The following is a 26,127-nucleotide window of genomic DNA, read 5'->3' on the forward strand; positions in this document are numbered from 1 at the left end:
TAAGAAAATTTTTATTTGTTTGAAAAGTTCATATGCGACTCCACACTTTCAATTTTGTTATCACTAAATAATTTTAATGGAGTTTGTTTTCTCAGTATCTGATGTTTCAATTTTCTTTTTTTCTGTTAGCTATTTTATTTGATGTGAAACCTTATTTCTCTTAGCAATAGACTTATTTGTATTAGTAATAGACCTATTTGTTTTAGTAATAGAATGAAATCTTTTTTAGTTTTATAGAAATTATAAATGTTTTTTTATTTACAATTTTCACAAAACTTATTTGATAACAGAAAATCTACCAATCGATGGAAAGTGTATAGATAGAATTATATAATAGAGAAAAAGTGCTAAAACATTCTGAAGCATTTTATGATAATTTAGAAGAACACAAAAAGAAAATAGCATCAGAAAATGACGTTTCGGTTTAGAAAAGGATTTTAAAATTTTAATATAGTTGCTCACGTTGCAAGTAGTCATAATAAGTTAAACAAAACAAAACTATGTTTCAAAAACTAATACTAATTTTAAGTGCCATTATAATCTGTACAAGCTGCAATTCAAAGGAAAATAAAGTGAAAACAAATAAAAATTTGAAAGCTGAAATTGAATATAAAATAGCATCAGATTTAGGTGAAGGTGCCATTTGGAACTATCAAACCCAAGAATTATATTGGATTGATATTGAAAAGAAAACTCTAAATATCTATAATCCAGAAAAGAAAGCGAATCGTATTATAAACATGTCTTCTAGAATTGGTACCGTGGTACCAATAGATACAAATGAAGTATTGTCTGCCCTTGAAGATGGTGTTTACAAAACGAACTTAAAAACAGGTCGTTCAAAGTTGTTTGTAGACATGAGCGATGAACTTAAAGATAGTAGACTAAACGATGGAAAGTGTGACCCTAGCGGACGTTTTTGGGTAGGCTCCATGCACTTAAAGCAAAAAGAAGGGCACGCAAAACTTTTCAATATAAATAACAAAAGTGAACTACAAATGAAAATTGATAGCGTTACAATTTCTAATGGTATTGTTTGGACTTCTGATAAAACAAAAATGTATTATATCGATACACCAACATCTGAAATTAAAGGCTATGAATATGATAATAAAACTGGACAAATTTCTAATGGTAAAGTGGTAGTGAAAATACCTGAAGCTTTAGGGTTTCCTGATGGGATGACTATTGATGAAAACAATATGCTTTGGGTAGCGATGTGGAATGGTAATGCAGTTATTCAATTTAACCCTAACACAGGAAACGTAATTCAAAAAGTTGAAGTACCAGCGCATAACATTACATCTTGTGCTTTTGGCGGTAAAGATTTAAATATGCTGTATATTACTTCGGCAAGAGTAGACATGACCGAAGAAGAATTGGAAAAATATCCGCTTTCTGGTTCAGTATTTAAAGTTAATTTAGGAGTTAAAGGCGTTAAAAGCTCATTTTATAAAGCACATTAGAAAAATTTAGAATCATGAAATATTACTATACATTAATTGTCATTTTATGCTTTTTTAGTTGTTCAAAAAAAGAACAAACTCAAAATACAGCATCAGGAAACAATGCTCAAAAATATGAGGAAGTCATTAATGAATTACTTTCAAAAATGACTCTTGAAGAAAAAATTGGACAAACTAATTTAAGAGGGACATCAAGTAGGGCTAAAACTTTGTCGGATGAATTAAAACAAGATGTGAGAGATGGTAAAGTTGGAGCATTATTAAATGTAATGCGTACAGAATTTGTTGATGAATTACAAAAGGTTGCAGTTGAAGAAAGCCCTAATAAAATTCCATTAATTTTTGCCAGAGATGTGATTCATGGTTTTAAAACCATGTTCCCTATTCCACTAGGAATGGCTGCGTCTTGGGATGCAGATGTTGCAAAAACATCATCTAGAATTGCAGCTATTGAGTCAAGCCAAGTAGGTGTTCGATGGACGTTTGCGCCCATGCTAGATATAGCAAAAGATAGCCGATGGGGAAGAATTGCTGAATCCCCAGGTGAAGATCCGTATTTAGCATCCATTTTAGGAAAAGCCTATGTAGAAGGTTTTCAAGGTGATTCATTAAATAATGCAACAAGTATAGCGGCTTGCGCCAAACATTATATTGGTTATGGAGCTGCAATAGGTGGGAGAGATTACAATACTACTGTCATACCAAACTCGTTATTACGTAATGTGTATTTGCCGCCTTTTGAGGCAGCTTTAAGAGCTGGTTCTGCAACGGTAATGACCGCTTTTAATGAAATAAATGGCGTGCCTGCAACTGGAAATAAATACTTGTTGAAAGATGTTTTAAGAGATGAATTGCATTTTGATGGCCTTGTGGTTAGTGATTGGGATTCTGTAATAGAAATGATTGCTCATGGGTTTGCAACAGATGAGAAACACGCAGGTGAGTTGGCTGCCAATGCAGGTTTAGACATGGAAATGACTAGTAAAGCTTATGAGCATCATTTAAAAAATTTAATAAATGAAGGCAAGGTTTCAGAAGCACAGTTAAATGAATTTGTAAGAAACATTTTAAGAGTAAAATTTCGATTAGGACTTTTTGAAACTCCATACATTGATAAATCTAATGAAGTTAATTTTTATACAAAGGAACATTTATCTGAAGCAAAAAAAGCAGCTATTAAAAGTACAGTCTTGTTAAAAAACACGAAGGTTTTACCGATTTCAAAGCAAACAAAAATAGCCTTAATTGGTCCTATGGCTCATGCACCTTTGGATCAAATGGGAACATGGGCGTTTGATGGCGAAAAGGAACATACAGTAACACCTTTTGAGGCTTTTAAAACGGCACAAGTCAATTTTAAATATGTATCTGGTTTAACGCATAGTAGAGATCAATCCAACACGCAGTTTAAAAAAGCAATAACAACTGCTAAAGAAGCAGAGGTTGTTGTGTTTATAGCAGGTGAAGAAGCTATTTTATCTGGGGAAGCCCACAGTAGATCTAATATAGATTTACCCGGAGCTCAAGAAGATTTAATAAAAGCACTGGCTAAAACTGGGAAACCTATTGTTTTGGTAATTATGGCAGGTCGCCCAATAACCATCACTAATATTATAGATGATGTAGATGCGGTTTTAATGTCTTGGCACCCCGGAACAATGGGAGGCGAAGCGCTACACGACATCCTTTTTGGTATAATTGAACCTCAAGGAAGGTTACCAGTTTCATGGCCAAAAACTGCTGGACAATTACCTTATTTTTATAATCATAAAAATACAGGAAGACCAGCAAATAAAGAAGATTATGTGGCTATGTATGATATTCCTATTGGTGCGTGGCAAAGTTCGTTAGGTAATGATTCTCACTATTTAGATATTGGATATACACCGCATTTTCCGTTTGGTTTTGGTTTAGGCTACACCACGTTTAGTTATGATGCTATTAAGGTTTCAAAAGACACTATTAATTTTAACGAAGATATTATTGTAAAAGCCACTGTTTCTAATACAGGAAAACGGGTAGGTAAAGAAGTGGTTCAATTATATATTCGTGATGTTGTTGGTAGTATTACTAGACCTGTAAAAGAGTTGAAGCGATTTGAGCATGTAGTATTAGAGGCTGGAGAAACCAAAGATGTAACCTTTACATTATCATCAAAAGATTTTATATTTACAAATAACGCGTCTGTTAGAGCAGCAGAAGCAGGAGATTTTGATGTTTGGGTAGGGCCGCATGCTGCATCAGGATTAAAAAAATCATTTTATCTCCAGAAAAAATAGCTATGGTTATAGTTGTAATGGGGGTAAGTGGTTCTGGAAAAACAACCATAAGCAAAAAATTATCTGAAAGAATAGAAGTCCCTTATTTTGATGCGGATGATTTTCATCCAGAATCAAATATCGATAAAATGGCAAGCGGTAAGGCTTTAAATGATGAAGATAGAAGGCCTTGGCTAGAAGAATTAGCTGAAAATATAAGTGTGTGGGCAAATGAAAAAGGTGCTGTTTTGGCATGTTCAGCATTAAAAGAAAGTTATAGAGTATTGCTGTCATTAAAATATAAATCTATTATTTGGGTATATTTATCTGGCCATAAAGCCTTGATTAAAGATAGAATTGAAAAGCGACAAGGGCATTTTATGTCTTCAGATTTATTAAATGCACAGTTTAGAGATTTGGAAATACCAAACAAAGCTGTTGTAATAAATATATCTAAATCGCCTGAAGATATTATAAACACTATTATTTCAAAATTAAAAGATGAGTAAATCATTTATAGGCGTTATTGGGTTAGGCGTTATGGGCAGCAGTTTAAGCTTAAATATTGCCGAAAAAGGCTTTCCATTGTCTGTGTTTAATAGGGCTATTCCAGGAGAAGCTTATATCCTCAAAAATTTTATGATGAATTTGGATGAAGGTATGCAGGTTGAAGGCTTTTCAGATTTCAAGAATTTTATAGATTCTTTAGAGCGCCCAAGAAAAATTTTAATAATGATAAAAGCTGGCGAAGCAATAGATTACGTTATAGAAGAATTATTACCGCTTTTATCTGAAAATGATATTTTAATAGATGGAGGTAATTCACATTATTTAGATACCAATAGAAGAACTACCTATTTGAATAAAAAAGGTATAAGCTTTGTGGGTTGTGGTGTTTCTGGTGGCGAAGAAGGTGCAAGAAAAGGCCCTTCAATAATGCCTGGGTGTTCAAAAAAAGCTTACGCAAATATAGCTCCAATTTTGGAGGCTATAGCAGCAAAAGATACTCGGGGTAAAAGTTGTTGTACACATATTAGTGAAGCTGGTTCAGGACATTTTGTAAAAATGGTTCATAATGGTATTGAATATGCCGAAATGCAACTATTGGCTGAGGCTTATACGTTATTAAAGGTTACTAAAACGAATGCCGCTATTGCTAAAATATTTAAAGCATGGCATAAAACAGATCTCTCAAGTTATCTATTGGAAATAACTATTGCTATTCTTCAAAAGGAAAAAGATGGTATTTATGTTTTGGATACTATTTTGGATAAAGCAGGAAATAAAGGCACAGGTTCATGGTCTACAAAAGCGTCTTTTGATTTAGGTACAGTAAATACAATGATGTCGTCTGCGGTTTTTGCGAGATACATTTCTGCTTTTAAAAGTAAAAGACATGAACTTTCTATAAGCGTAGCGCCAAATGTAAACCAAGCTGAAGCTATTGATATTTCTGTTTTGGAAAAAGCTTATCGATTTGCAAGACTTATTAATCATCATCAAGGTTTTGAATTGATGCAACAAGCTTCAAAAGCATATCATTGGGATTTAAACCTATCGGAAATTGCTCGTATTTGGACTAATGGATGTATTATTCGTTCTGAATTTATGGAGAAATCAATTACTGTTTTTAAGAAATATGAAAGTTATTTAGAAGATGAAAATAGTTTGAATCTATTAAAATCCGCTGAAGCTGCAATCAAGCAAAGTATTTCTGATAGTTTATCAAGTCGTATTGCTTTCGATACGTTTTGGTCTGCCTATAATTATTGGGTTTCCATGACCACTAAAAATTTGCCAGCCAATTTAATACAGGCGCAACGCGATTATTTTGGAGCACACACCTATCAAAAAATAAATGCCCCTGAAAATCAATTTTTTCACACTAAATGGTATTAATGATGATAGATTTTTCACTTTTAGGAGCTGTTTTATTAAGTGTTGTTTTTCTTATTGTACTTATTTTAAGGTTTAAAATTCAAGCCTTTTTAGCATTATTAATGGCTAGTATTTTGGTAGGTGTTTTATCTGGCATGGATCCGCTAGCTATTGTGAAAACTGTTCAAAAAGGTATGGGTAATACGCTGGGTTTTGTTGCAGTTGTTGTAGGTTTAGGTGGTGTTTTTGGTGCAATTTTAGAACATTCTGGTGGAGCAGAATCTCTAGCAAATAAATTATTAGCTAAATTTGGAGTAAAACATTCATCTTGGGCATTAGTACTAACTGGGTTTATAGTTGCTATACCTGTATTTTTTGAAGTGGCTTTTATCATTTTAGTACCTATGATTTATGCGCTTCAAAAGAAAACAAAAAAATCAATTTTACTATATGGTATTCCTTTATTGGCAGGTTTAGCCATTACGCATACTTTTATTCCACCAACACCTGGGCCTGTGGCTGTGGCCGATATTTTAAAAGCAGATTTAGGTTGGGTTATTTTATTCGGATTTATTGCTGGTATTCCTACTGCAATTTTATGCGGCCCTGTTTTAGGAAAATTTATTTCAAAACGTATTACTACTTCTGGTATTCCTATTCAAGAAGTAGCAGCTGTTACTAAACATAAAAGTCTCCCATCAGTAGGTGTTATCATAAGCATTATCGCTATTCCTATTGTCCTCATTTTATTGAATACAACACTTAATAGCCCGCTAGTTAATGAAAAGGTAATTCCAATATCTGTTTTAAAATGGTTGGGTATGATAGGGCATCCTTTTTCAGCATTAATAATTGCGAATATTATTGCTTGGTATGTTTTAGGTATACGCAGAGGATTTACAAAAGCACAATTGTTAGATATCAGCTCAAAATCCATGGCGCCAGCTGGGATTATCATTTTAATAACTGGTGCGGGTGGCGTGTTTAAACAAATGCTTATAAATACTGGAGCTGGAGAAATGTTAGCCAATTATTTTGCAGATAAAGGGGTTAGTATTTTGTTATTTGCGTTTATATCTGCAGCTATAGTTAGAATTTTACAAGGGTCGGCAACGGTTGCTATGATTACTGCCGCAGGACTTACAGCGCCTCTTTTGGTAGAGTCTATATCTGAGCCTCAAAAAGCACTACTTGTTATAGCTGTGGCTTCGGGTGCAAGTATCATGTCTCATGTAAATGATAGTGGTTTCTGGTTGGTTGGTAAATATCTGGGTTTAACCGAAAAGCAAACTTTTAAAAGTTGGACGCTCATGACGACACTATTAGCTCTCATTGGGTTTAGTTGTGCCTCTTTATTGTCTTTGTTTTTTTAAGGGGTTTAGGTTTTAATTTTATGATTTATAACAATTATGATATATGTTCATTTGCGAAGACTATAAGTATAGTCATAAAAAAAACCACCTATAAGGTGGTTTTAATTTTTTAAAAACTAGTCTAAATTAGTGACCTTCTTTTAATTTTTCAGCTTCTTTTTTAACAGCATCTGCAGCTTTATCGGCAGTTTCGCTTGCAGCGTCTACAGCAGAATCAACTGCATTACCAGCAGCATCTGCGGCTGAATCCACAGCGTCGCTTGCGGCATCAGCAGCTTTTTCAACAGCATCGCCAGCAGCATCTACTGCATCACCAGCAGCATCAGTGGCGTTTTCAGCAGCGTTCTCAACAGCTTCTTCAACTGAGTCTGCTTTTTTTGTGTCTCTACATGATGTGAAGCTTAAACTTAAAGCTAATAACAAGATTGAACTTAATAATAATTTTTTCATCGGTTTTTGTTTTAGTGTTAACTATTAATAGATGTGTAATTTAATGACTTTTTACTGAAAATAAGAACTTTATAAAAAATCTTCATTAAAAACACTTTATATACGTAAATAATCAAGTATTTGGATTACGGCTCCCTTGTTTTTATCTATATATACTCTGTTATTAATTCCTGAAGCCAATCTTTTTTTAGAGTTGTGAATTAATTCATTTAAAATACTATTAAACTCTTTTTGATTAGAAATAGAAAACATACCTCCATTATTAATTAGGGCTTGGGCTTCTGGAAATTTGCCATGATTATTGCCTATAATTATAGGAATGCTGAATACTGCTGGTTCTAGGGTGTTGTGCAGTCCAGTATTACCTAATGCACCTCCTACATAAGCAATATCTGCATAACTATATATTTTTGAAAGAAGACCAATAGTGTCTATTATAAAGACTTTGAATTCAGTTAAAACGGTATCATTTTTCTTAGAAAATAATATAGATTTTGAAGTAATCTTATCTTGTATCTGTTTTATTCGATGTGGTTTAATATCGTGGGGAACAATAATAAATTTCACATTTCTGGGGGCTTCGGAATTTATATAATTTATAAGCAGCGTTTCTCCTTGAGGCCATGTGCTACCTGCAACTATACATAGGTTTTTGTTTTTAAATTTTTCAATAAAATCTAAATTGTTATTATTTTTTAATTGATTGTGAACTCTATCAAATCGAGTGTCTCCACTAACGGTAACTGAATTGTAGTTTAATGATTGCAGTAACGTTTTAGATGTTTCGTTTTGTGTAAAAATGTGCTCAAAAGCAAAAAGAGCTTGTTTAAGTTGTTTTCCGTAGAATTTAAAATATGATTGATTTTTTCTAAATGAAGCAGATATTAATATGGCACGTAATTTTCTAAGCTTTAATTCATTTAAGAAATTTGGCCAAATATCGTATTTAACAAATATTGTAAGCTGCGGATTTACAATATCTAAAAACCGTTTAGCATTGTTTCTAGTATCTAAAGGTAGATAGATAACAACATCGGCAATAGGCGTGTTTTTTTTAATTTCATATCCAGAAGGTGAAAAAAAACTAAGAATGATTTTGTGATTTTTGTAATGGTCTCTAAGTTTTGTAAATACAGGAAGACCTTGTTCAAATTCACCTAATGAGGCACAATGAAACCAAATTGTTTTATCACCTACATTTAATTTGTTTTGTAAAAGTTGGAATGTGTATTTTCTACCTTGCACACCTTTTTTAAGCTTAATATTAAATAATGCTCCAAATTTTAGAGCAAAAGAGGTAAGATATATTCCTATGTTATAAATAAAATGCAATATTATTTCTTTTAATGCTAAAATACATTTCTTTAAAATAAATTCATTGGTTAGCGTTAATCATTTTTGTAATTTTACTATCTGTTAATCCGCAAAATATTAGCGTTAATAACTGTTTTTATTTATGATTTTAAATATAAACACATTTTTTTTAGATGAAAAAAATTCAAATGGTTGACCTTAAAGGTCAGTACGGCAATATAAAAGATATTGTTAATTCTTCTATTCAAGAGGTAATAGAAAACACAGCATTTATAAACGGACCCAAAGTTCATGAGTTTCAAAAAAACCTTGAGTCTTATTTAGAGGTTAAGCATGTAATTCCGTGTGCAAATGGAACAGATGCATTGCAAATAGCGATGATGGGTTTAGGATTAAAGCCTGGAGATGAAGTTATTACTGCTGATTTTACTTTTGCAGCTACAGTTGAGGTTATTGCTTTATTGCAACTTACGCCTGTGTTGGTAGATGTTAATGAAGATGATTTTAATATTAATATTAATGCCATAAAAAAGGCAATTACGCCCAAAACAAAAGCCATTGTTCCAGTTCATTTATTTGGACAATGTGCTAATATGGAGGAGATTATGAAACTTGCTAAAGCTCATGATTTATTTGTTATTGAAGATAATGCTCAAGCTATAGGAGCAAATTACACATACAGTAATGGTACTAAAGTGAAAGCTGGAACCATTGGAAATGTGGGAGCTACTTCTTTTTTTCCATCTAAAAACTTAGGTTGTTATGGCGATGGAGGTGCTATCTTTACAAATGATGACAATTTAGCACATACCATTAGAGGAATAGTTAACCATGGTATGTATGAACGATACCATCATGATGTTGTAGGCGTAAACTCTAGATTAGATAGTATTCAAGCAGTAGTTTTGGATGCAAAACTTCCACTTTTGGATACTTATAATAAAGCAAGGCAAATAGCAGCAAGAAAATACAATTTAGCTTTTAAAGATCTAGAAAGTATAACAATACCAAAAACTGTAAACGGTTGTGATGGTATTTGTGATACTTGTGATTGTCATGTATTTCATCAATATACATTAAGATTAAATGGTGTTAACAGAGATGCATTAGTAAAATATTTAAATGATAAGGGAATTCCCTGTGGTGTGTATTATCCAATTCCATTACATAAACAAAAAGCCTATTTGGATAAAAGATATAATGAATCTGATTTTGAAGTTACTAATCAATTAGTAAAAGATGTTATTTCATTACCAATGCATACAGAATTAGATGACCAACAAATAGAGTTTATCACATCAACAATTATAAAATTTATAAATGAATAAAATATTAGTTACAGGAGGATTGGGATTTATTGGTTCTCATACAGTAGTTGAACTTCAAAATGAAGGCTATGAGGTTGTTATTATTGACGATTTATCAAATTCTTCTGAAAAAGTTTTAGATGGTATTACTGCTATTACTGGTAAAACACCAATTTTTGAAAAATTAGATTTAAAAGATAAAGCTGGTGTTGAAGCTTTTTTTGCTAAACACAATGGTGTAAAAGGTGTTATTCATTTTGCAGCTAGTAAAGCTGTTGGAGAGAGTGTAAAAGAACCATTGTTATATTATGAAAACAATATTTCAACTTTGGTTTATATTCTTAAAGAATTGAAGAAATTACCATCTGCAGCTTTTATTTTTAGTTCGTCTTGCACAGTTTACGGACAAGCTGATGAATTACCAATTACTGAGAGTGCTCCAGTAAAACAGGCTGAATCTCCTTACGGAAACACGAAACAAATTGGTGAAGAGATTATCCAAGATACTTGTAAAGTAGTACCGACTTTAAAAGCTATAGCATTACGTTATTTCAATCCAATTGGCGCACACGAGTCAGTTGAAATTGGAGAACTACCAATTGGTGTTCCTCAAAACTTAGTGCCATTTATTACACAAACGGCTATAGGGTTACGTGAAGAGTTGTCTGTGTTTGGAGATGATTATCCTACACCTGATGGAACATGTATTCGAGATTATATTCATGTTGTAGATTTAGCTAAAGCCCACGTTATAGCTCTTGGTAGATTATTAAAAGGTAAAAATAAGGCTAACTATGAAACGTTTAATTTAGGAACAGGTAAAGGGAGTTCTGTTCTTGAAGTAGTTCAATCTTTTGAAAAAGTTTCTGGAAAGAAATTGAACTATAAGATTGTTGATAGAAGAGAAGGTGATATTATTTCTGCTTATGCTGATACTAATAAAGCTAATGATGAATTAGGATGGAAAACTAAACTATCTCTTGATGATGCTATGAGTTCTGCGTGGAAGTGGGAGCAAAAAGTAAGATTAGAATAGTAATAAACCATAGATATAAAAAAGGTCGCTATTTATAGCGACCTTTTTTATTTTATAAACTTTAGACTAATATTTAATTAGACTCACTAGTTTTCTTCTTCTTAAAACTCATAAATACAAGTATAATCATACCTGTAGTAACTGATAAGTCTGCAAGATTAAAAATGCCAGTTCTAAAAACGCCTCCTAAATCTATGAACAAGAAATCGGTTACTTTTCCAAAGGCTATCCTATCAAAAACATTTGCAATACCTCCACCAATAATACTAGCAAAGGCGAAAAGCGACCAATTGTCTAAAGATTTATCTTTAAAAATATGACGAAGCACAAAGCCTAAAACTAGAATTGGTAAAATGAGTAATAAAATGATTCTGAGGGTAGGATTTAAATCGCTCCCCATACCTAGAAAAGCACCAGTGTTTTCAATATTCATCATTATAAAGGCATCACCAATTAAGGGAATACGCTCTCCTGGGTTGATTTCTGTTCTAAGTGTAATGTTATCTCTAACAATAACTTTAGAAATTTGATCAACCGCAATAGTCAAAATAATAACTAATATGATGAATATGGAGCGTTTATTAAGTTTCATTAACTATTAGTTTCAAAAGTTGCAGAAGCAGTTTCAGATACTCTGTTAATTTTTTTTACCAAACCTTGTAATACTTTACCAGGACCAACTTCTGTAAATAAGGTAGCACCATCAGCAATCATTTGTTGTACAGATTGCGTCCAGCGTACTGGAGCGGTTAATTGAGATATAAGGTTTGCTTTTATTGCCGCTTCATCAATTACTGCATTGGCAGTAACGTTTTGATAAATTGGGCAGTTTGGTTTGCTAAATGTTGTGTTTTCTATTGCAGCAGCTAATTCTTCACGAGCAGGCTCCATTAAAGGCGAATGGAATGCGCCTCCAACTGGTAAAACTAAAGCTCTACGTGCGCCTTCTTCTTTTAAAGATTCGCAAGCTTTGTTGATAGCTTCAACTTCACCAGAAATCACTAATTGTCCTGGGCAATTATAATTTGCTGCAACTACAATACCTTTAGTTGTTGCACATATTTTTTCAACAATATCATCATCAAGTCCTAAAACAGCAGCCATTGTGCTTGGTTGAATTTCGCAAGCCTTTTGCATTGCTGTAGCACGTTGAGATACTAATTTTAAACCATCTTCAAAAGTTAAAGCGCCGTTTGCCACTAAAGCAGATAACTCTCCAAGAGAATGTCCTGCAACCATATCTGGTTGAAAGCTATCTCCTAAAGTTTTTGCTAAAATTACTGAATGTAAAAATATAGCAGGTTGGGTTACTTTAGTTTGTTTTAAGTCTTCAGCAGAACCTTCAAACATCGTATCTGTGATGTTGAAACCTAGTATATCATTAGCTTGTTCGAATAAATCTTGTGCTAACGGTGAGTTTTCATATAGGTCTAAACCCATTCCAGAGAATTGAGCGCCTTGACCAGGAAAAACGTATGCTTTCATATTTAGTTAGTTTTTTTGTGTCGCAAAAATAACAATAAAACTTTAGATGGAGTGATTCTGTTTTTTGAAAGTTCGAGGTTTGCGTTAGGGATTGCAGTGGAAAGCCCGCAGCCCGATCCCGATAGCTATCGGGAGAGGTGCGAGGACTTGGAACGTAAAGCCCGACTTTTTGCGATCCTGCAAGGTTTTTAAAACCTAGCAGGTATGAGTAAAAAGTAACGCCCAAATAAAACTATAAAGCACCAATAGCCGCTTCCGCACAACGCTCGCCATCCATAGCTGCAGATACGATGCCGCCTGCGTAACCGCCACCTTCACCGCAGGGATATAAATTGGAAATTTGTGGATGCTGTAATTGCTCGTTTCTAGGGATGGAAACGGGTGATGAGGTTCTGGATTCTACACCAACAATGTTAGCTTCCTCGGTGTAATAGCCTTTCATTTTTCTGCCAAAAGCTTCAAAGCCTTTTCTGAGTCTGCCTCCAATAAATTTTGGTAATAAGGAGTGCAAAGGCGCAGATTTAAGTCCGGGTTGATAGGAAGTGTCGTTTAATTCTGGCGACAATCTACCTTCAACAAAATCGGTTAATCGTTGTGCTGGGGCTACTTGACTTCGACCTCCAGAGGTGAATGCTAAACGCTCTAAATTCTTTTGATATTCTAGACCTTTTAAGGCGCCGAATTTCTCGTATTTGGGTAAATCGGTATCCACATTAATTTCGACAACAATACCCGAATTGGCATACAAATTATTTCGTTTTGAAGGTGACATCCCATTTACAACTACTTCTCCATTGGCTGTTGCAGCTGGCACAATAAACCCACCAGGGCACATGCAAAACGAGTACACACCGCGGTCTTTTACTTGTTGCACCAAACCGTAAGAAGCTGCAGGAAGTAATTCGTGGCGCTTGCCAGAACAGTGGTACTGAATGGAGTCTATAATATGTTGCGGATGCTCTACACGAACGCCCATGGCAAAGGATTTAGCCTCAATTGCAATGTCTTTTTTATTAAGCAGATAAAAAATATCTCGTGCCGAGTGTCCTGTTGCTAAAATGACATTTTCAACAGGTAATTCTTTACCATTTTTAAGTTGAATACCCTTTATTTTATTATCCTTTAAAATAAAATCTGTAACACGGGTTTCAAAATGAATTTCACCACCATATTTAAGAATGGTTTCGCGGATATTCTGAACCACTTTTGGGAGTTTATTGGTTCCTATGTGCGGGTGTGCATCAACCAAAATCTGGTCGGTTGCGCCATGATATACTAAGTTTTCAAAAATGCGACGGACATCGCCACGTTTTAAACTTCTGGTATACAGCTTGCCATCACTATAAGTTCCTGCGCCACCTTCTCCAAAACAATAATTAGAATCTTCGTTTACAAAATGGTCTTGATTTATGGCTTTTAAATCTCTCCGACGGTCTTGTACATTTTTTCCACGCTCTAAAACAATGGGTTTAAAACCAAGTTCTATACAGCGTAAAGCGGCATACATTCCTGCAGGACCAAAGCCGATAATATGAATGGGTTTTGCTTTAGAAACGTCTTTATATTCAAAGGTATATGCTGAGTTTTCCGGAACAGGCTCTTTAATATAAACCGTTAGCTTATAATTTAAAATAATTTTAGGTTTCCTAGCATCAATAGACTTTCTAAGAACTTTTACTCCAGTAATATCTTTTCTGTCAATATCTAGTTTAATAGCAGATTTTAAAACTAAAATATCAGGCTGTCCTTCCTCTTTAAGTGTAATACGAAGTTGTATTTCTTTTAACATTTGGTAAATTACTTAAAATTTAAATCAAGAATTTAGAAAAAGAAATTGCGAAAAATTTCACTAACTAATTTAAAGACGAATTACTTCCTTTCATAAGTCAAAAACGAAAACTCGTAGTCATGAGCATCATCTTTTTTATGAAACACATTTGCAGTTTCTTTCCAAACCGAAGTATCCACTTCAGGGAAATACGTATCCGCATCAAAATCATGATGCACACGCGTTAATTCAATTCTATCTGCAATAGCCATAGCTTGCTTATAAATCTGGCCACCACCAATAATAAACGGTTGCGAATCACTTTTAGACGCATCAATGGCATCTTCCAAACTATGCACAATTATAACACCATCAGGCGCTTTGTAGTCTTTCTGTCTTGTTATAACAACGTGCGTTCTATTAGGCAACGGCTTCGGGAAACTTTCAAAAGTTTTACGCCCCATGATAATATGGTGCCCGTTGGTAAGCGATTTAAAACGTTTCAAATCATCACTTAAATGCCATATTAACTTATTACCTAAACCAATCGCATTATTTTCAGCCGCAGCAACAATTATTGTTAGTTCTGATTTAGTGCTTATAGAATTAGTGTTTTTTTCATTATAAACTTCGCTTTGCGCTATAAGTTTTTCTTCCTTTTCAAAACCCGATTTAAGTTTATCAATACGCTGTTGTTGTTTGGTAACTAATTTCTCAAGCTGTTCTTTCTCCCAAGCTTTTCCCATAAATTTATGCGTTACAAACACATTAAAAAGATGATATATAAATAGGGATAACCAAATCAGAATCGCAAACACAAACCAATCAATACCAAAAAGTTTAAAATCTTTACCAATCCCTAAAACCGTATTAGCAATAATTAAAAATATGGCGCCAATTAAAAAAAGAACAAAATGTGCATACAAACGTTTTTTTTGTTTAATACGTTTCTGAGCATTTTCAATAAGCTCTAATTGGTCTTTATCTATCTGTGGTGTGGGTTTCTTTTTTCCGAACATACTAGTAAAATAATGAGTGTAAAGTTAATCCTTTTTAATAAAAGTAAGCGTAATATAAAAATACTTGAGAATTAACCATTAACGAAAAGGTTTTCGTTTTTAAACAGACTGATAATCAGTTAAAAACAGGCTTTTAGAGTTGATAATAATATAAATATTCTGCCAATTTTTTACCTACTCTATTTTTTTGCAGAACACAAATTGTCAAATTAATAATTTTAAAAAAGTAAAGAGACTTAAATAGTTACGGGTTATAATTTGTTTTTAAATTTGTACCGTTATTAAACGTTAAAGTAAAAAATTAAATTATATAATTATGGCTATTAAAAAACAATTTTTAAAAAGTAAACCAGTTTGTAAAGTAACTTTTACTTTACCTGCTGCCGATGCTAAAAAAGTCTCTGTTGTTGGGTCTTTCAACGAATGGAATACTAAAAAAGCACCACTTAAAAAATTAAAAAACGGAACTTTTAAAGGTACTGTAGATTTAGAATCTGGGGCATCTCACGAGTTTAAGTATGTTGTAGATGGTGTATACGTAAACGACGATGCTGCCGATGCTTATGCATGGAACGATTATGCAGGTGCAGAAAACGGTGTTATAAACCTATAATTACTGTTTAGTAATCATATTGAAAGCACCTCGTTTGGGGTGCTTTTTTGTTTAACTTTCTGGGCGTTACCACAAGGGTCGGGCTTTTCGTTGCAAGTCCTCGCACCTCCTGTGTCGGGCTGTGGGCTTTTCTCTGCAATCCCTAACGCAATATCTGCTAAGGTTAGTATTCTTGGTCTAAAGGTCAAGTTTATTAAACAGCAACAACCCCTTTAATATGTGGATGTGGATTATAATCAACCAAAGTAAAATCTTCAAAATCAAAGTCAAAAATATCTTTAATTTCAGGATTAAGAATCATTTTTGGTAACGGACGAATATCTCTTGAAAGTTGTAATTCCAATTGCTCGTAATGGTTACTATAAATATGTGCATCGCCAAAGGTGTGAATAAACTCTCCAGCTTCATAACCACATACTTGCGCCATCATCATGGTGAATAAAGCATACGATGCAATATTAAAAGGTACACCTAAAAAGATGTCAGCACTACGCTGATAAAGCTGACAAGATAATTTACCATTAGCTACGTAAAACTGAAAAAATGCATGGCATGGTGGTAATGCCGCTTTTCCATTCGCCACATTCTCACTAAAACTTTTTGAAGTATCAGGTAAAACCGAAGGATTCCAAGCAGAAACTAGCATACGACGGCTATTCGGGTTATTCTTTAAGGCCTGTATAACCTCTTTAATTTGGTCAATTTCATCGCCATTCCAATTACGCCATTGGTAGCCATAAACAGGGCCTAAATCACCATTTTCATCTGCCCATTCATTCCAAATACGCACACCATTTTCTGTAAGATATTTAGTGTTTGTGTCACCTTTTAAAAACCAAAGTAACTCATAAACAATAGATTTTAAATGAAGCTTCTTAGTAGTAACCATAGGGAAACCCTCGCTTAAATCAAATCGCATTTGGTGTCCAAAAACACTTTTTGTTCCCGTGCCTGTGCGGTCTCCTTTTTCATTTCCGTTTTCTAAAACGTGATTTACTAGGTCGTGATATTGTTTCATAGCTTTTCCCACGAAAGTGAGAATCTCATTAAATTAAACTTGATTTTATTATAATAAAATGTCCAAGATGAGATACTTCGACTGCGCTCAGTATGACAAAATGTACACTATAAAAATAGATAAATCATCAAACTTAAAGGTCTGTTTTTTCAACAAAGTATTACAAAGTTATTAACGAAAGTATTTTGTATTTAGTTTTCCCTTTAGGAGAATTAAAGGGGCTTTTATCCAATTATCATTCCAGCAATAGTAGCCGAAATTAAAGATGCAATAGTACCGCCAATCAAGGCTTTTATTCCAAATTTAGAAAGCGTTTTACGTTGCCCAGGAGCCAACGAACCAATACCTCCAATTTGAATTCCAATTGACGCAAAATTTGCAAACCCACAAAGCATGTATGTTGCCATTACAACTGATTTTTGATAATTTAAATGTAAAGCATTCGATACGTTTTTTAACTCCACCAATTGCATATATCCAATAAATTCGCTTGCAGCTAATTTAATCCCAATTAGTTGCCCCATCATCATCGTGTCTTCTTTAGAGACACCAATTAACCACATTAAAGGCGCAAAAATAGTTCCTAAAATTGACTCTAGTGAAAGATTTGTGTAAGGGCTATTTTCAGCTACCCATTCATTAATTCCACCAATACTTCCTAGTTTTAGTAACCCATAGTTTATCATTGCTATGAAAGCAACAAATACTAATAACATGGCAGCTACATTTACAGCCAATTTTAAGCCTTCAGTAGTACCGTTGGCTATTGCATCCAAAATATTTGAACCTATTTTTTCTTGTGAAACTTCAACGTTTGTATCAACTTCTTCGGTTTGAGGATATAATATCTTTGAAATCACTATAGCTCCAGGGGCAGCCATTACAGAGGCTGCCAATAAATGGCTTGCAAAGAATTCTCTTAAAACAATGTTATCTCCTCCTAAAAACTGAATATATACAGCTAAAACTCCTCCAGCTACAGTTGCCATTCCTCCAATCATGACCAAAAGCATTTCGGATTTATTCATTTTTTCCAAATACGCTTTAATCATTAAAGGTGCTTCAGTTTGTCCTAAAAATATATTGCCTGCAACACTTAAACTTTCTGCCCCAGAAATGCCTAATATTTTCGTAAGTAACCATGCTAAAGCTTTAACAACTTTTTGAATAATACCTAAATAAAATAGAACAGAAGTTAATGCAGAAAAGAAAATAATAGTTGGCAATATAGAAACAGCAAAATTTACTAAAGGGCTTTCAATACTTCCAGAGACAAAAGAGCTAAAAAGGAATTCAGTGCCAGCTTCAGTAAACGTCAGAACTTTATTAAAAGCTTTTCCTAAGTATTTAAAAATTGCTTTTATAAATGGGACTTTTAAAACCCCAATAGCAATTAGAAGTTGAAATACTAATCCAATACCAATAATTTTCCAATCAATAGCTTTTCTGTTACTACTAAAAAGGAAGGCTACAAAAATTAAAGTAATCATTCCAAGAACACCACGCCATAAACTATTTATGGAGAAGCCTTGGCTTGGGGTAATGGTTTTATTCGTTTTTTTTACTACTGAAACCTTAGAAGTGGTCGAGGTTTCTGGTTTTGAAAAATTGATATTTGTTGAATCTATTAAAATCGTTTCTGTTTGCGAAATAGTTTCAATAGATTCAGTAGGAACTGTTTTTTCTAAATCTTGCGCTATAATTGTTGAAGTAAAACAAAAAGTTATAGCAACAAAGAGCAAAAACAGCTTTCTCATAATAAAAAATAAGAGTTATTCTCGTTTTGATATTTCATCACGAATGTGAGCTGCTTTCTCATAATTTTCATTTGTAACAGCTTCTTCAAGCATCGTCTGAAGTTCTTCTAAAGTTTTTCCTTTGTAGTTTTCACGAGGTTCATTAGGCTCTAATTCATTAGCAACTAATTCATCCATTAAAATACTGTCTTGAGCTTCATCATCTTCATCTTCCTTTTTTGGGTTTACTTTTAAGTAAATCCCCGCTTTATCAAGAATGTTTTTATATGTAAATATCGGTGCTTGAAAACGAAGGGCTAAGGCAATAGCATCACTTGTTCTAGCATCTATAATTTCTTCAATTTTATCGCGTTCGCAAATTAAACTAGAATAGAAAACACCATCTACAAGTTTGTGAATAATCACTTGTTTTACAACAACATCAAAACGGTCTGCAAAATTTTTAAACAAATCGTGGGTTAATGGTCTTGGTGGGCTAATTTCTTTCTCTAATGCTATAGCAATAGATTGTGCTTCGAAAGCGCCAATAACTATTGGGAGTTTACGGTCTCCATCTACTTCATTCAATATTAGGGCATAAGCGCCATTTTGGGTTTGGCTGTATGAAATGCCTTTTATATTTAATCTTACTAAACTCATAATTTATAAAAACGCAAAGAACTGCTTAAATTAGAACTTTACCAACTGCATGTGGTATATTAAGTCAAAATGCTAATTTAAGCAGTTCTAAAGTACTACACAAAAATTATTGTTGTGCTTTAAATGCTTTTAATTTTTCTATTAATTCTGGAACTACTTGAAAAGCGTCTCCAACAACCCCGTAATCAGCAGCTTTAAAGAAAGGTGCTTCAGGATCTGTATTGATTACTACTTTCACTTTTGAAGCGTTAATACCAGCTAAATGTTGAATGGCGCCAGAAATTCCAATGGCTATATATAAGTTTGAAGCTACAGGTTTTCCTGTTTGTCCTACGTGTTCACCATGAGGTCTCCATCCTAAGTCTGAAACTGGTTTAGAGCAGGCAGTTGCTGCTCCTAAAACATCTGCAAGTTCTTCAATCATACCCCAGTTTTCTGGACCTTTTAATCCACGACCAGCAGAAACTACTATTTCAGCATCGGCAATGGTTACTTTATCTGTGGCTTTATCTACTGATTTAACAGTAACTCCTAAATCTGGAATTGAAGGTGAGAAGTCTTCCGCGGAAGCGCTAACACTATTTTCAACCAAACCAAACGCATTGTTAGAAACACCAACAATTTTAACATCAGTATTAATTTGAGTTGTTTCAAATGCTTTATTGGTAAAAGCTGTTCGTTTTACTGTAAACGGGCTTGTGCTAGATGGTGCTTCAACAACATTTGAAGCATAACCAGCATTTAACCCAACGGCCAATAAGGGTGCTAAATATTTACTATCTGCGGTAGAACTAACGATAACAACTTGCGTGTTTTCTTTTTCTGCAGCTTGTTTAATGGCAGATGCATAAGCATTCGCATTAAAGTTATCCAGTTGCGAATTTGATATATTTAAAACTTTATCAACACCATAATTACCTAAAGCAGAGGTATCATTAACATTTATAGAAACTGCTGTGACAGTTGTTCCTAATTGATTAGCAACCGCTTTTGCATAAGAAGCTACCTCAAAAGCTGCTTTTTTGAAAGCACCTTGTTCTGATTCTGTATATACTAAAACTGACATATTTTTTATTTTTAAATCACTTTCGCTTCATTGTGAAGCAAGTTTACTAATTCATCTAAATTATCTGGAGATACCAATGTAACCGCGCCTTTTGGAGTAGGCTTTTCAAAAGAAACCGAAGTTGTTTCAGGATTTGCATTTACAGGTTCAAGGACATTTAATGGTTTTTTACGAGCCATCATAATACCACGCATATTTGGGATTCGTAAATCACTTTCTTCAACTAAACCTTTTTGTCCACCTATTACTAATGGAAGCGATGTCGTAACAGTTTCTTTACCACCATCAATTTCTCTAGTAGCTTTAGCTGAATTGCCATCAACTTCAAGTTCAATGCAGTTATTTACAAAATTGGCATTTATTAAACCAGCAATCATTCCTGGGACCATGCCGCCATTATAATCAATAGATTCTCTACCAGCAATAACTAAATTGTAACCACCAGAATTTATAACGTTTGCTAATTGTTTAGCAACTGAAAATCCATCTGTAGCAATTGTGTTTACTCTAATAGCTTCATCTGCTCCAATGGCTAATGCTTTTCTTAGCGTAGGCTCTGTTTCAGGGCCACCAACATTAACTACAGTTACTGAAGCACCTTGTTTTTCTTTAAACCACATAGCACGTGTTAAACCAAATTCATCATTAGGGTTGATAACAAACTGTACGCCATTGGTGTCGAATGTAGTGTTATCATCACTAAAATTAATCTTTGATGTGGTGTCTGGTACGTGACTTATACACACTAATATTTTCATGATTTTATGTATTAAAATGTCTTATTTTTTTGAATTTACGAAGTTAATTATTTTATTCTGAATATTTACTATGCATGCATAGTAAATTTTAAAAAAATCTTATAAAAAGGTATCTCATTTATTGTTATTTTTGCAGTTCTAAAAATAAATTTTAAATGAAGACAATTCAATTTAGAGAGGCTATTTGCGAAGCGATGAGTGAAGAAATGCGCAGAGACGAAAGCGTATACTTAATGGGTGAAGAAGTGGCAGAGTACAATGGTGCCTACAAAGCATCAAAAGGGATGTTAGATGAGTTTGGTGCAAAACGAGTAATTGATACCCCAATTGCTGAACTTGGTTTTGCTGGTATAGCTATAGGTTCTACAATGACAGGTAACAGACCAATTGTTGAGTACATGACCTTTAACTTCTCTTTAGTAGGAATTGATCAAATTATTAATAATGCTGCTAAAATCAGACAAATGTCTGGTGGACAATTTAAATGCCCAATTGTTTTTCGTGGGCCAACAGGTTCTGCGGGTCAGTTAGGAGCAACGCATTCACAAGCTTTTGAAAATTGGTTTGCTAACACTCCAGGATTAAAAGTAGTGGTGCCATCAAATCCTTATGATGCTAAAGGGTTATTAAAAGCTGCTATTCGTGATGACGATCCAGTTATTTTCATGGAAAGTGAGCAAATGTATGGTGATAAAGGTGAAGTGCCAGAAGGCGAATATATTATTCCAATTGGTGTTGCTGAGCTTAAGCGAGAAGGTACTGATGTAACGATTGTGTCTTTTGGAAAAATAATTAAAGAGGCTTATAAAGCTGCTGATGAATTAGAGAAAGAAGGTATTTCTTGTGAGATTATAGATTTACGTACTGTGCGTCCTTTAGATAGAAAAGCAATATTGGAATCTGTGAAGAAAACAAATAGATTAGTAGTTTTAGAAGAAGCTTGGCCGTTTGGAAATGTAGCAACAGAAATTACGTATTTAGTACAATCGGAAGCATTCGATTATTTAGATGCGCCAGTTGTGAAAATTAATACAGCTGATACTCCTGCGCCATATTCGCCAACATTATTGGCTGAGTGGTTGCCAGATTACACAGAGGTAATTAAAGCTGTAAAAAAAGTACTTTATAAATAAAACAACATTTTTAAGTTATTTAAACTTCATTAGCATTAATTGTTAATGAAGTTTTTTTATGAATTTAATCAACTTAATTAGTTTTATATTATTGTTTGAATAGGATGATTCTAAATTCATAACAATATCAATTTAAAAAAAAAGAACCACCTTTTTAAGGCAGTCCTTTAAATATTTAAAAAGCTTTAAGGTTTACAACCCAAAAGCAGTTTTTACTTTATCAACATAATCCAATTTCTCCCAAGTAAATAATTCTACATCAAGAGTTGTAGTTTTGCCGTTTGGTTGAGAAAATGTTTTAGTTACTGTTTCGTTTTTACGCCCCATGTGTCCGTAAGCAGCAGTTTCACTGTACATTGGCGAACGTAATTTTAAACGTTCTTCAATAGCAAAAGGTCGCATATCAAAAATTTCAGTTACTTTTTCAGCAATTTCTCCATCGGTTAAATTAAATGGACATGTGCCGTACGTATCAACAAAAATTCCCATAGGTTCAACTACCCCAATAGCATAACTTACTTGAACTAAAATTTCATCAGCAACACCTGCGGCAACTAAGTTTTTAGCAATATGGCGAGTCGCATAAGCAGCACTTCTATCTACTTTACTTGGGTCTTTTCCAGAAAATGCACCACCTCCGTGAGCACCTTTTCCACCGTAAGTATCAACTATGATTTTTCGTCCTGTTAAACCTGTATCTCCATGAGGTCCCCCTATTACAAATTTCCCAGTTGGGTTAATGTGATAGGTAATATCGTTGTTAAATAATTTCTGAATAGCCTCAGGAAGTTTAGCGACTACTCTAGGTATTAAAATAGCAACTATATCTTTTCTGATTTTTGCAAGCATAGCATCATCTTCATCAAAATCATCATGCTGTGTAGAAACAACAATGGCATCAATACGTTGCGGAATATTATCATCGCTATATTCAATGGTAACTTGACTTTTAGAATCTGGTCTTAAGTAGTTAATATCTTTATTTTCACGTCTTAATTCAGCAAGTTCAATTAAAATACGATGAGATAAATCTAATGCTAAAGGCATAAAGTTTTCTGTTTCGTTGGTTGCATAACCAAACATCATTCCTTGGTCTCCGGCCCCTTGTTCTTCTTTACTGCCTCTATCTACACCTTGATTGATGTCTTCAGATTGTTCATGAATTGCAGATAGAACTCCACATGAATTGCCATCAAACATATATTCGCCTTTGGTGTAACCAATTTTGTTTATGGTGTCCCTTGCTATTTTTTGAACATCTAAATACGTATTCGATTTTACCTCACCAGCAAGTATAACTTGTCCAGTTGTTACTAAAGTTTCACAAGCTACTTTCGATTCAGTATCAAACGCTAAAAAATTATCAATTAATGCATCACTAATTTGGTCTGCTACTTTGTCTGGGTGTCCTTCAGATACACTTTCTGAAGTGAATAAATAAGCCATTTCTTTTATTTTATAGTAAGATTTGACGAGAACGTCGAAGGAAGTTTACACTGCCTTTAGCATTTTTACTTGTGCTGAACTCGTTTCAGTGTCTTATGAATTTTAGTTCAATACAAAGAGGTTGCAATCAGTCAAATCCTTCCTCTATTAATTGTTTCAACAAAAGTAAAAAAATAAAAGAATATGTACATCAAATTTTATTTTTTTTGACAATAAGTTGGCTGTTAAATTTTAATTACAAATATTTGTAGTAATTTAAGATGAAAAACCAATTTTTAAATACCATTTCTATTATTGTCATTGTGATTATTTCACAACGATAAGGTAGGGTGTTTAAAAGTAAAGATAGATTTTAAGAGCCTTCCAGAAAACGGAAGGTTTTTTTATGGATTTTTTTTGTGTATTGAACATCATAAAAAAATAAGTCTAAATAATTGATAGTTAGTTTTTTAATTAAGTTTTTGTAGTCGTGAATTTAACCTGAAAAGGGTAAGTATTTATTCGTATAAGAACCTAATAAATTAATTTCGATAACTTGTTGAATACAATTTGAAGAATTTTTGTTAAAAATCTTAAATTATTTAGAATACTAAAATTAAATAAGGTTAAACGTAAGGTTATCTGTAATAAAAATGAAGGAACTTAATAAACATAGTAAAAGACTAACACAAGACGAATCTCAGCCAGCATCTCAAGCCATGTTGTATGCAGCAGGATTGACTGATGAAGATATGAGTAAAGCTCAAGTAGGTATTGCTAGTACTGGATACGATGGTAATCCATGTAATATGCATTTAAATGGTTTGAAAGATGAGGTTAAGATTGAATGTAATATAGCTGGGTTAGTTGGTTTAGGGTTTAATACTATTGGTGTTAGTGATGGTATCTCTATGGGAACTTCTGGCATGAATTATTCTTTGGCATCTCGTGATATTATTGCAGATTCTATAGAAACAGTAATGCAAGCTCAAAGTTACGATGCTCTTGTTTCAGTTGTGGGTTGTGATAAAAATATGCCTGGAGCTGTTATTGCAATGTTACGCTTAAACCGTCCATCAATTATGATGTATGGTGGCTCTACGGCCTCAGGTAATTACAAAGGGAAAAAATTAAATATTGTATCGGCTTTTGAAGCATTAGGACAAAAAGTGGCTGGAGAAATAGACGAAGAAGAATATAAAGAAATTATTAAAAGAGCTATACCAGGAGCTGGTGCCTGCGGCGGTATGTATACTGCAAATACTATGGCTTCTGCAATAGAATGTATGGGTTTTGCATTGCCATATAACTCATCAATACCTGCTCAAAATCCTAACAAATTGTCAGAAAGTGAAAGAACAGCAAGAGCTATAAAAAATCTTTTAGAATTAGATTTGAAACCTCAAGATATCATTTCAAAAAAATCTATAGAGAATGCTATCACTGTTGTAAATGCCTTAGGAGGTTCTACAAATGCAGTATTACACTTTTTAGCCATTGCACATGCTGCGGATATTGAATTTACTTTAGAAGATTTTCAACGTGTTAGTGATAGAACACCCTTAATAGGCGATTTGAAACCTAGTGGAAAATATTTAATGGAAGACGTTCATAGTATTGGAGGGATTCCTGCAATTATGAAATATTTATTAGAAAACGGTTATTTACATGGAGAATGTATGACGGTTACTGGTAAAACTTTAGCTGAAAACTTAGCAGATGTTGAAGCTATTGAGTTTGAAGAACAAGATATTGTTTATCAAAAAGAGAATGCTTTAAAATCTTCAGGAAACTTACAGATTCTTTACGGAAACTTAGCAACTGAAGGAGCGGTAGCAAAAATATCAGGAAATGAGGGGCTTTTGTTTGAAGGGAAAGCTGTGGTATATGATGGGGAACAAGCCGCAAATACAGGAATTTCAAATGGAGAAGTAGAAAGAGGTGATGTTGTCGTCATTCGTTATGTAGGCCCTAAAGGAGGTCCAGGAATGCCAGAAATGTTAAAACCAACCTCATTAATTATGGGTGCTGGTTTAGGGAAATCTGTTGCATTAATTACAGATGGTCGTTTTTCAGGAGGTACACACGGATTTGTAGTAGGTCATATCACGCCAGAAGCACAATCAGGCGGAACAATTGGACTCTTAAAAACAGGAGATAAAATTAGAATTAGTGCTGAGGATAATACGATTAATGTTTTGCTTTCTGATGAAGAATTAGCAGAAAGAAAAGCACAGTGGGAACAACCACCATTAAAACATAAAAAAGGAATATTATATAAATATGCAAAATCAGTAGCATCAGCTTCAAAAGGTTGTGTAACGGATGCATAATAAATTGTTATTTCTGCGCAAGCAGAAGTCT

General features: G+C 33.7%; 22 protein-coding genes. 10 read left to right on the plus strand and 12 right to left on the minus strand.

Going from position 1 to position 26,127, the window contains the following annotated elements; genetic code table 11:
- Positions 1-572: 572 nt before the first annotated feature.
- Genes Q0870_RS12740 through Q0870_RS12760 form a run of 5 tightly spaced genes read left to right on the plus strand, consistent with a single transcriptional unit; the run spans position 573 to position 6,975 of the window.
- Complete coding sequence (locus Q0870_RS12740; protein ID WP_298555915.1) at positions 573-1,466, plus strand: SMP-30/gluconolactonase/LRE family protein; 894 nt, start codon at positions 573-575, stop codon at positions 1,464-1,466.
- Between the two features lie 14 nt (positions 1,467-1,480).
- Positions 1,481-3,745, plus strand: a complete 2,265-nt coding sequence (locus Q0870_RS12745; protein WP_298555917.1) for a glycoside hydrolase family 3 N-terminal domain-containing protein — start codon at positions 1,481-1,483, stop codon at positions 3,743-3,745.
- Between the two features lie 2 nt (positions 3,746-3,747).
- A complete protein-coding gene (locus Q0870_RS12750; RefSeq protein ID WP_298555919.1) occupies positions 3,748-4,233 on the plus strand; it encodes a gluconokinase, GntK/IdnK-type in 486 nt (161 codons plus the stop codon).
- The gene (gndA, locus tag Q0870_RS12755; RefSeq protein WP_298555921.1) at positions 4,226-5,623 is read left to right on the plus strand and encodes an NADP-dependent phosphogluconate dehydrogenase; all 1,398 of its coding nucleotides are present in this window, start codon (positions 4,226-4,228) and stop codon (positions 5,621-5,623) included. The genes Q0870_RS12750 and gndA overlap by 8 nt, the downstream gene beginning before the upstream one ends.
- A 2-nt stretch (positions 5,624-5,625) precedes the next feature.
- The gene (locus Q0870_RS12760) at positions 5,626-6,975 is read left to right on the plus strand and encodes a gluconate:H+ symporter (RefSeq protein WP_298556091.1); all 1,350 of its coding nucleotides are present in this window, start codon (positions 5,626-5,628) and stop codon (positions 6,973-6,975) included.
- A gap of 126 nt (positions 6,976-7,101) precedes the next feature.
- Here the strand turns inward: Q0870_RS12760 and Q0870_RS12765 are convergent, their stop codons facing one another.
- Both Q0870_RS12765 and Q0870_RS12770 read right to left on the minus strand, forming a co-directional pair.
- Positions 7,102-7,425 (minus strand): hypothetical protein, encoded by a 324-nt coding sequence (locus tag Q0870_RS12765; RefSeq protein WP_298555922.1) that lies wholly within the window; start codon positions 7,423-7,425, stop codon positions 7,102-7,104.
- 96 nt (positions 7,426-7,521) lie between these two features.
- A complete protein-coding gene (locus Q0870_RS12770; RefSeq protein ID WP_298555923.1) occupies positions 7,522-8,757 on the minus strand; it encodes a glycosyltransferase N-terminal domain-containing protein in 1,236 nt (411 codons plus the stop codon).
- 155 nt (positions 8,758-8,912) lie between these two features.
- Here Q0870_RS12770 and Q0870_RS12775 point away from each other — a divergent pair, with 155 nt between their 5' ends.
- Both Q0870_RS12775 and galE read left to right on the plus strand, forming a co-directional pair.
- Positions 8,913-10,067 carry a DegT/DnrJ/EryC1/StrS family aminotransferase gene (locus tag Q0870_RS12775; RefSeq protein WP_298555924.1) on the plus strand — a complete coding sequence of 385 codons (1,155 nt, stop codon included), beginning with the start codon at positions 8,913-8,915 and terminating at the stop codon, positions 10,065-10,067.
- Entirely contained in the window at positions 10,060-11,082 is a 1,023-nt protein-coding gene (gene galE, locus Q0870_RS12780) for a UDP-glucose 4-epimerase GalE (RefSeq protein WP_298555925.1), read from the plus strand. The genes Q0870_RS12775 and galE overlap by 8 nt, the downstream gene beginning before the upstream one ends.
- Before the next feature lie 73 nt (positions 11,083-11,155).
- On the opposite strand, the gene lspA is transcribed toward galE, so the two are convergent.
- From lspA to Q0870_RS12800, 4 genes are all read right to left on the minus strand, one after another.
- Positions 11,156-11,674, minus strand: coding sequence for a signal peptidase II (lspA, locus tag Q0870_RS12785; RefSeq protein WP_298555926.1), 519 nt, complete (start codon positions 11,672-11,674; stop codon positions 11,156-11,158).
- Complete coding sequence (gene fabD / locus Q0870_RS12790; protein WP_298555929.1) at positions 11,674-12,567, minus strand: ACP S-malonyltransferase; 894 nt, start codon at positions 12,565-12,567, stop codon at positions 11,674-11,676. Before fabD ends, lspA begins: the two co-directional genes overlap by 1 nt.
- Before the next feature lie 232 nt (positions 12,568-12,799).
- Complete coding sequence (locus Q0870_RS12795; protein WP_298555931.1) at positions 12,800-14,356, minus strand: FAD-dependent protein; 1,557 nt, start codon at positions 14,354-14,356, stop codon at positions 12,800-12,802.
- Between the two features lie 80 nt (positions 14,357-14,436).
- Positions 14,437-15,354, minus strand: coding sequence for a dihydrofolate reductase (locus Q0870_RS12800; RefSeq protein WP_298555932.1), 918 nt, complete (start codon positions 15,352-15,354; stop codon positions 14,437-14,439).
- A gap of 316 nt (positions 15,355-15,670) precedes the next feature.
- On the opposite strand from Q0870_RS12800, the gene Q0870_RS12805 reads away from it, so the two are divergent.
- On the plus strand, positions 15,671-15,967 hold the full coding sequence (locus Q0870_RS12805; protein ID WP_298555934.1) for an isoamylase early set domain-containing protein: 297 nt from the start codon (positions 15,671-15,673) through the stop codon (positions 15,965-15,967).
- 193 nt (positions 15,968-16,160) lie between these two features.
- Here Q0870_RS12805 and Q0870_RS12810 read toward each other — a convergent pair whose 3' ends face one another.
- The 5 genes from Q0870_RS12810 to Q0870_RS12830 all read right to left on the minus strand — a co-directional run bounded on the left by Q0870_RS12810 (position 16,161) and on the right by Q0870_RS12830 (position 21,205).
- Positions 16,161-16,985 (minus strand): thymidylate synthase, encoded by an 825-nt coding sequence (locus Q0870_RS12810; RefSeq protein ID WP_298555935.1) that lies wholly within the window; start codon positions 16,983-16,985, stop codon positions 16,161-16,163.
- A gap of 224 nt (positions 16,986-17,209) precedes the next feature.
- Complete coding sequence (locus tag Q0870_RS12815; RefSeq protein ID WP_298555937.1) at positions 17,210-18,742, minus strand: nucleoside transporter C-terminal domain-containing protein; 1,533 nt, start codon at positions 18,740-18,742, stop codon at positions 17,210-17,212.
- 15 nt (positions 18,743-18,757) lie between these two features.
- Entirely contained in the window at positions 18,758-19,381 is a 624-nt protein-coding gene (locus Q0870_RS12820; RefSeq protein ID WP_298555938.1) for a bifunctional nuclease family protein, read from the minus strand.
- 106 nt (positions 19,382-19,487) lie between these two features.
- Entirely contained in the window at positions 19,488-20,447 is a 960-nt protein-coding gene (locus Q0870_RS12825) for an electron transfer flavoprotein subunit alpha/FixB family protein (RefSeq protein WP_298555939.1), read from the minus strand.
- 11 nt (positions 20,448-20,458) lie between these two features.
- The gene (locus tag Q0870_RS12830; protein ID WP_298555940.1) at positions 20,459-21,205 is read right to left on the minus strand and encodes an electron transfer flavoprotein subunit beta/FixA family protein; all 747 of its coding nucleotides are present in this window, start codon (positions 21,203-21,205) and stop codon (positions 20,459-20,461) included.
- Between the two features lie 155 nt (positions 21,206-21,360).
- On the opposite strand from Q0870_RS12830, the gene Q0870_RS12835 reads away from it, so the two are divergent.
- Complete coding sequence (locus tag Q0870_RS12835; RefSeq protein ID WP_298555941.1) at positions 21,361-22,338, plus strand: pyruvate dehydrogenase complex E1 component subunit beta; 978 nt, start codon at positions 21,361-21,363, stop codon at positions 22,336-22,338.
- Positions 22,339-22,530: 192 nt separating this feature from the next.
- Here Q0870_RS12835 and metK read toward each other — a convergent pair whose 3' ends face one another.
- A complete protein-coding gene (gene metK, locus Q0870_RS12840) occupies positions 22,531-23,784 on the minus strand; it encodes a methionine adenosyltransferase (RefSeq protein ID WP_298555942.1) in 1,254 nt (417 codons plus the stop codon).
- Between the two features lie 632 nt (positions 23,785-24,416).
- On the opposite strand from metK, the gene ilvD reads away from it, so the two are divergent.
- Complete coding sequence (gene ilvD / locus Q0870_RS12845; RefSeq protein WP_298555944.1) at positions 24,417-26,096, plus strand: dihydroxy-acid dehydratase; 1,680 nt, start codon at positions 24,417-24,419, stop codon at positions 26,094-26,096.
- The last annotated feature ends 31 nt before the right edge of the window (positions 26,097-26,127 follow it).

The sequence above is a fragment of the uncultured Algibacter sp. genome (assembly GCF_947487575.1).
In the GTDB taxonomy this organism is placed as follows: domain Bacteria; phylum Bacteroidota; class Bacteroidia; order Flavobacteriales; family Flavobacteriaceae; genus Algibacter_B.

What these genes read in the sequence shown, in the direction of transcription:
- Q0870_RS12775 (WP_298555924.1), top strand. Translation starts at nt 8,913, where the DNA reads ATGAAAAAAATTCAAATGGTTGACCTTAAAGGTCAGTACGGCAATATA.
- Q0870_RS12805 (WP_298555934.1), top strand. Translation starts at nt 15,671, where the DNA reads ATGGCTATTAAAAAACAATTTTTAAAAAGTAAACCAGTTTGTAAAGTA.
- Q0870_RS12825 (WP_298555939.1), bottom strand. Translation starts at nt 20,447, where the DNA reads ATGTCAGTTTTAGTATATACAGAATCAGAACAAGGTGCTTTCAAAAAA.
- Q0870_RS12795 (WP_298555931.1), bottom strand. Translation starts at nt 14,356, where the DNA reads ATGTTAAAAGAAATACAACTTCGTATTACACTTAAAGAGGAAGGACAG.
- lspA (WP_298555926.1), bottom strand. Translation starts at nt 11,674, where the DNA reads ATGAAACTTAATAAACGCTCCATATTCATCATATTAGTTATTATTTTG.
- Q0870_RS12830 (WP_298555940.1), bottom strand. Translation starts at nt 21,205, where the DNA reads ATGAAAATATTAGTGTGTATAAGTCACGTACCAGACACCACATCAAAG.
- galE (WP_298555925.1), top strand. Translation starts at nt 10,060, where the DNA reads ATGAATAAAATATTAGTTACAGGAGGATTGGGATTTATTGGTTCTCAT.
- Q0870_RS12765 (WP_298555922.1), bottom strand. Translation starts at nt 7,425, where the DNA reads ATGAAAAAATTATTATTAAGTTCAATCTTGTTATTAGCTTTAAGTTTA.
- Q0870_RS12835 (WP_298555941.1), top strand. Translation starts at nt 21,361, where the DNA reads ATGAAGACAATTCAATTTAGAGAGGCTATTTGCGAAGCGATGAGTGAA.
- Q0870_RS12820 (WP_298555938.1), bottom strand. Translation starts at nt 19,381, where the DNA reads ATGAGTTTAGTAAGATTAAATATAAAAGGCATTTCATACAGCCAAACC.
- Q0870_RS12810 (WP_298555935.1), bottom strand. Translation starts at nt 16,985, where the DNA reads ATGAAACAATATCACGACCTAGTAAATCACGTTTTAGAAAACGGAAAT.
- gndA (WP_298555921.1), top strand. Translation starts at nt 4,226, where the DNA reads ATGAGTAAATCATTTATAGGCGTTATTGGGTTAGGCGTTATGGGCAGC.
- ilvD (WP_298555944.1), top strand. Translation starts at nt 24,417, where the DNA reads ATGAAGGAACTTAATAAACATAGTAAAAGACTAACACAAGACGAATCT.
- Q0870_RS12815 (WP_298555937.1), bottom strand. Translation starts at nt 18,742, where the DNA reads ATGAGAAAGCTGTTTTTGCTCTTTGTTGCTATAACTTTTTGTTTTACT.
- Q0870_RS12745 (WP_298555917.1), top strand. Translation starts at nt 1,481, where the DNA reads ATGAAATATTACTATACATTAATTGTCATTTTATGCTTTTTTAGTTGT.
- fabD (WP_298555929.1), bottom strand. Translation starts at nt 12,567, where the DNA reads ATGAAAGCATACGTTTTTCCTGGTCAAGGCGCTCAATTCTCTGGAATG.
- Q0870_RS12800 (WP_298555932.1), bottom strand. Translation starts at nt 15,354, where the DNA reads ATGTTCGGAAAAAAGAAACCCACACCACAGATAGATAAAGACCAATTA.
- metK (WP_298555942.1), bottom strand. Translation starts at nt 23,784, where the DNA reads ATGGCTTATTTATTCACTTCAGAAAGTGTATCTGAAGGACACCCAGAC.
- Q0870_RS12760 (WP_298556091.1), top strand. Translation starts at nt 5,626, where the DNA reads ATGATAGATTTTTCACTTTTAGGAGCTGTTTTATTAAGTGTTGTTTTT.
- Q0870_RS12750 (WP_298555919.1), top strand. Translation starts at nt 3,748, where the DNA reads ATGGTTATAGTTGTAATGGGGGTAAGTGGTTCTGGAAAAACAACCATA.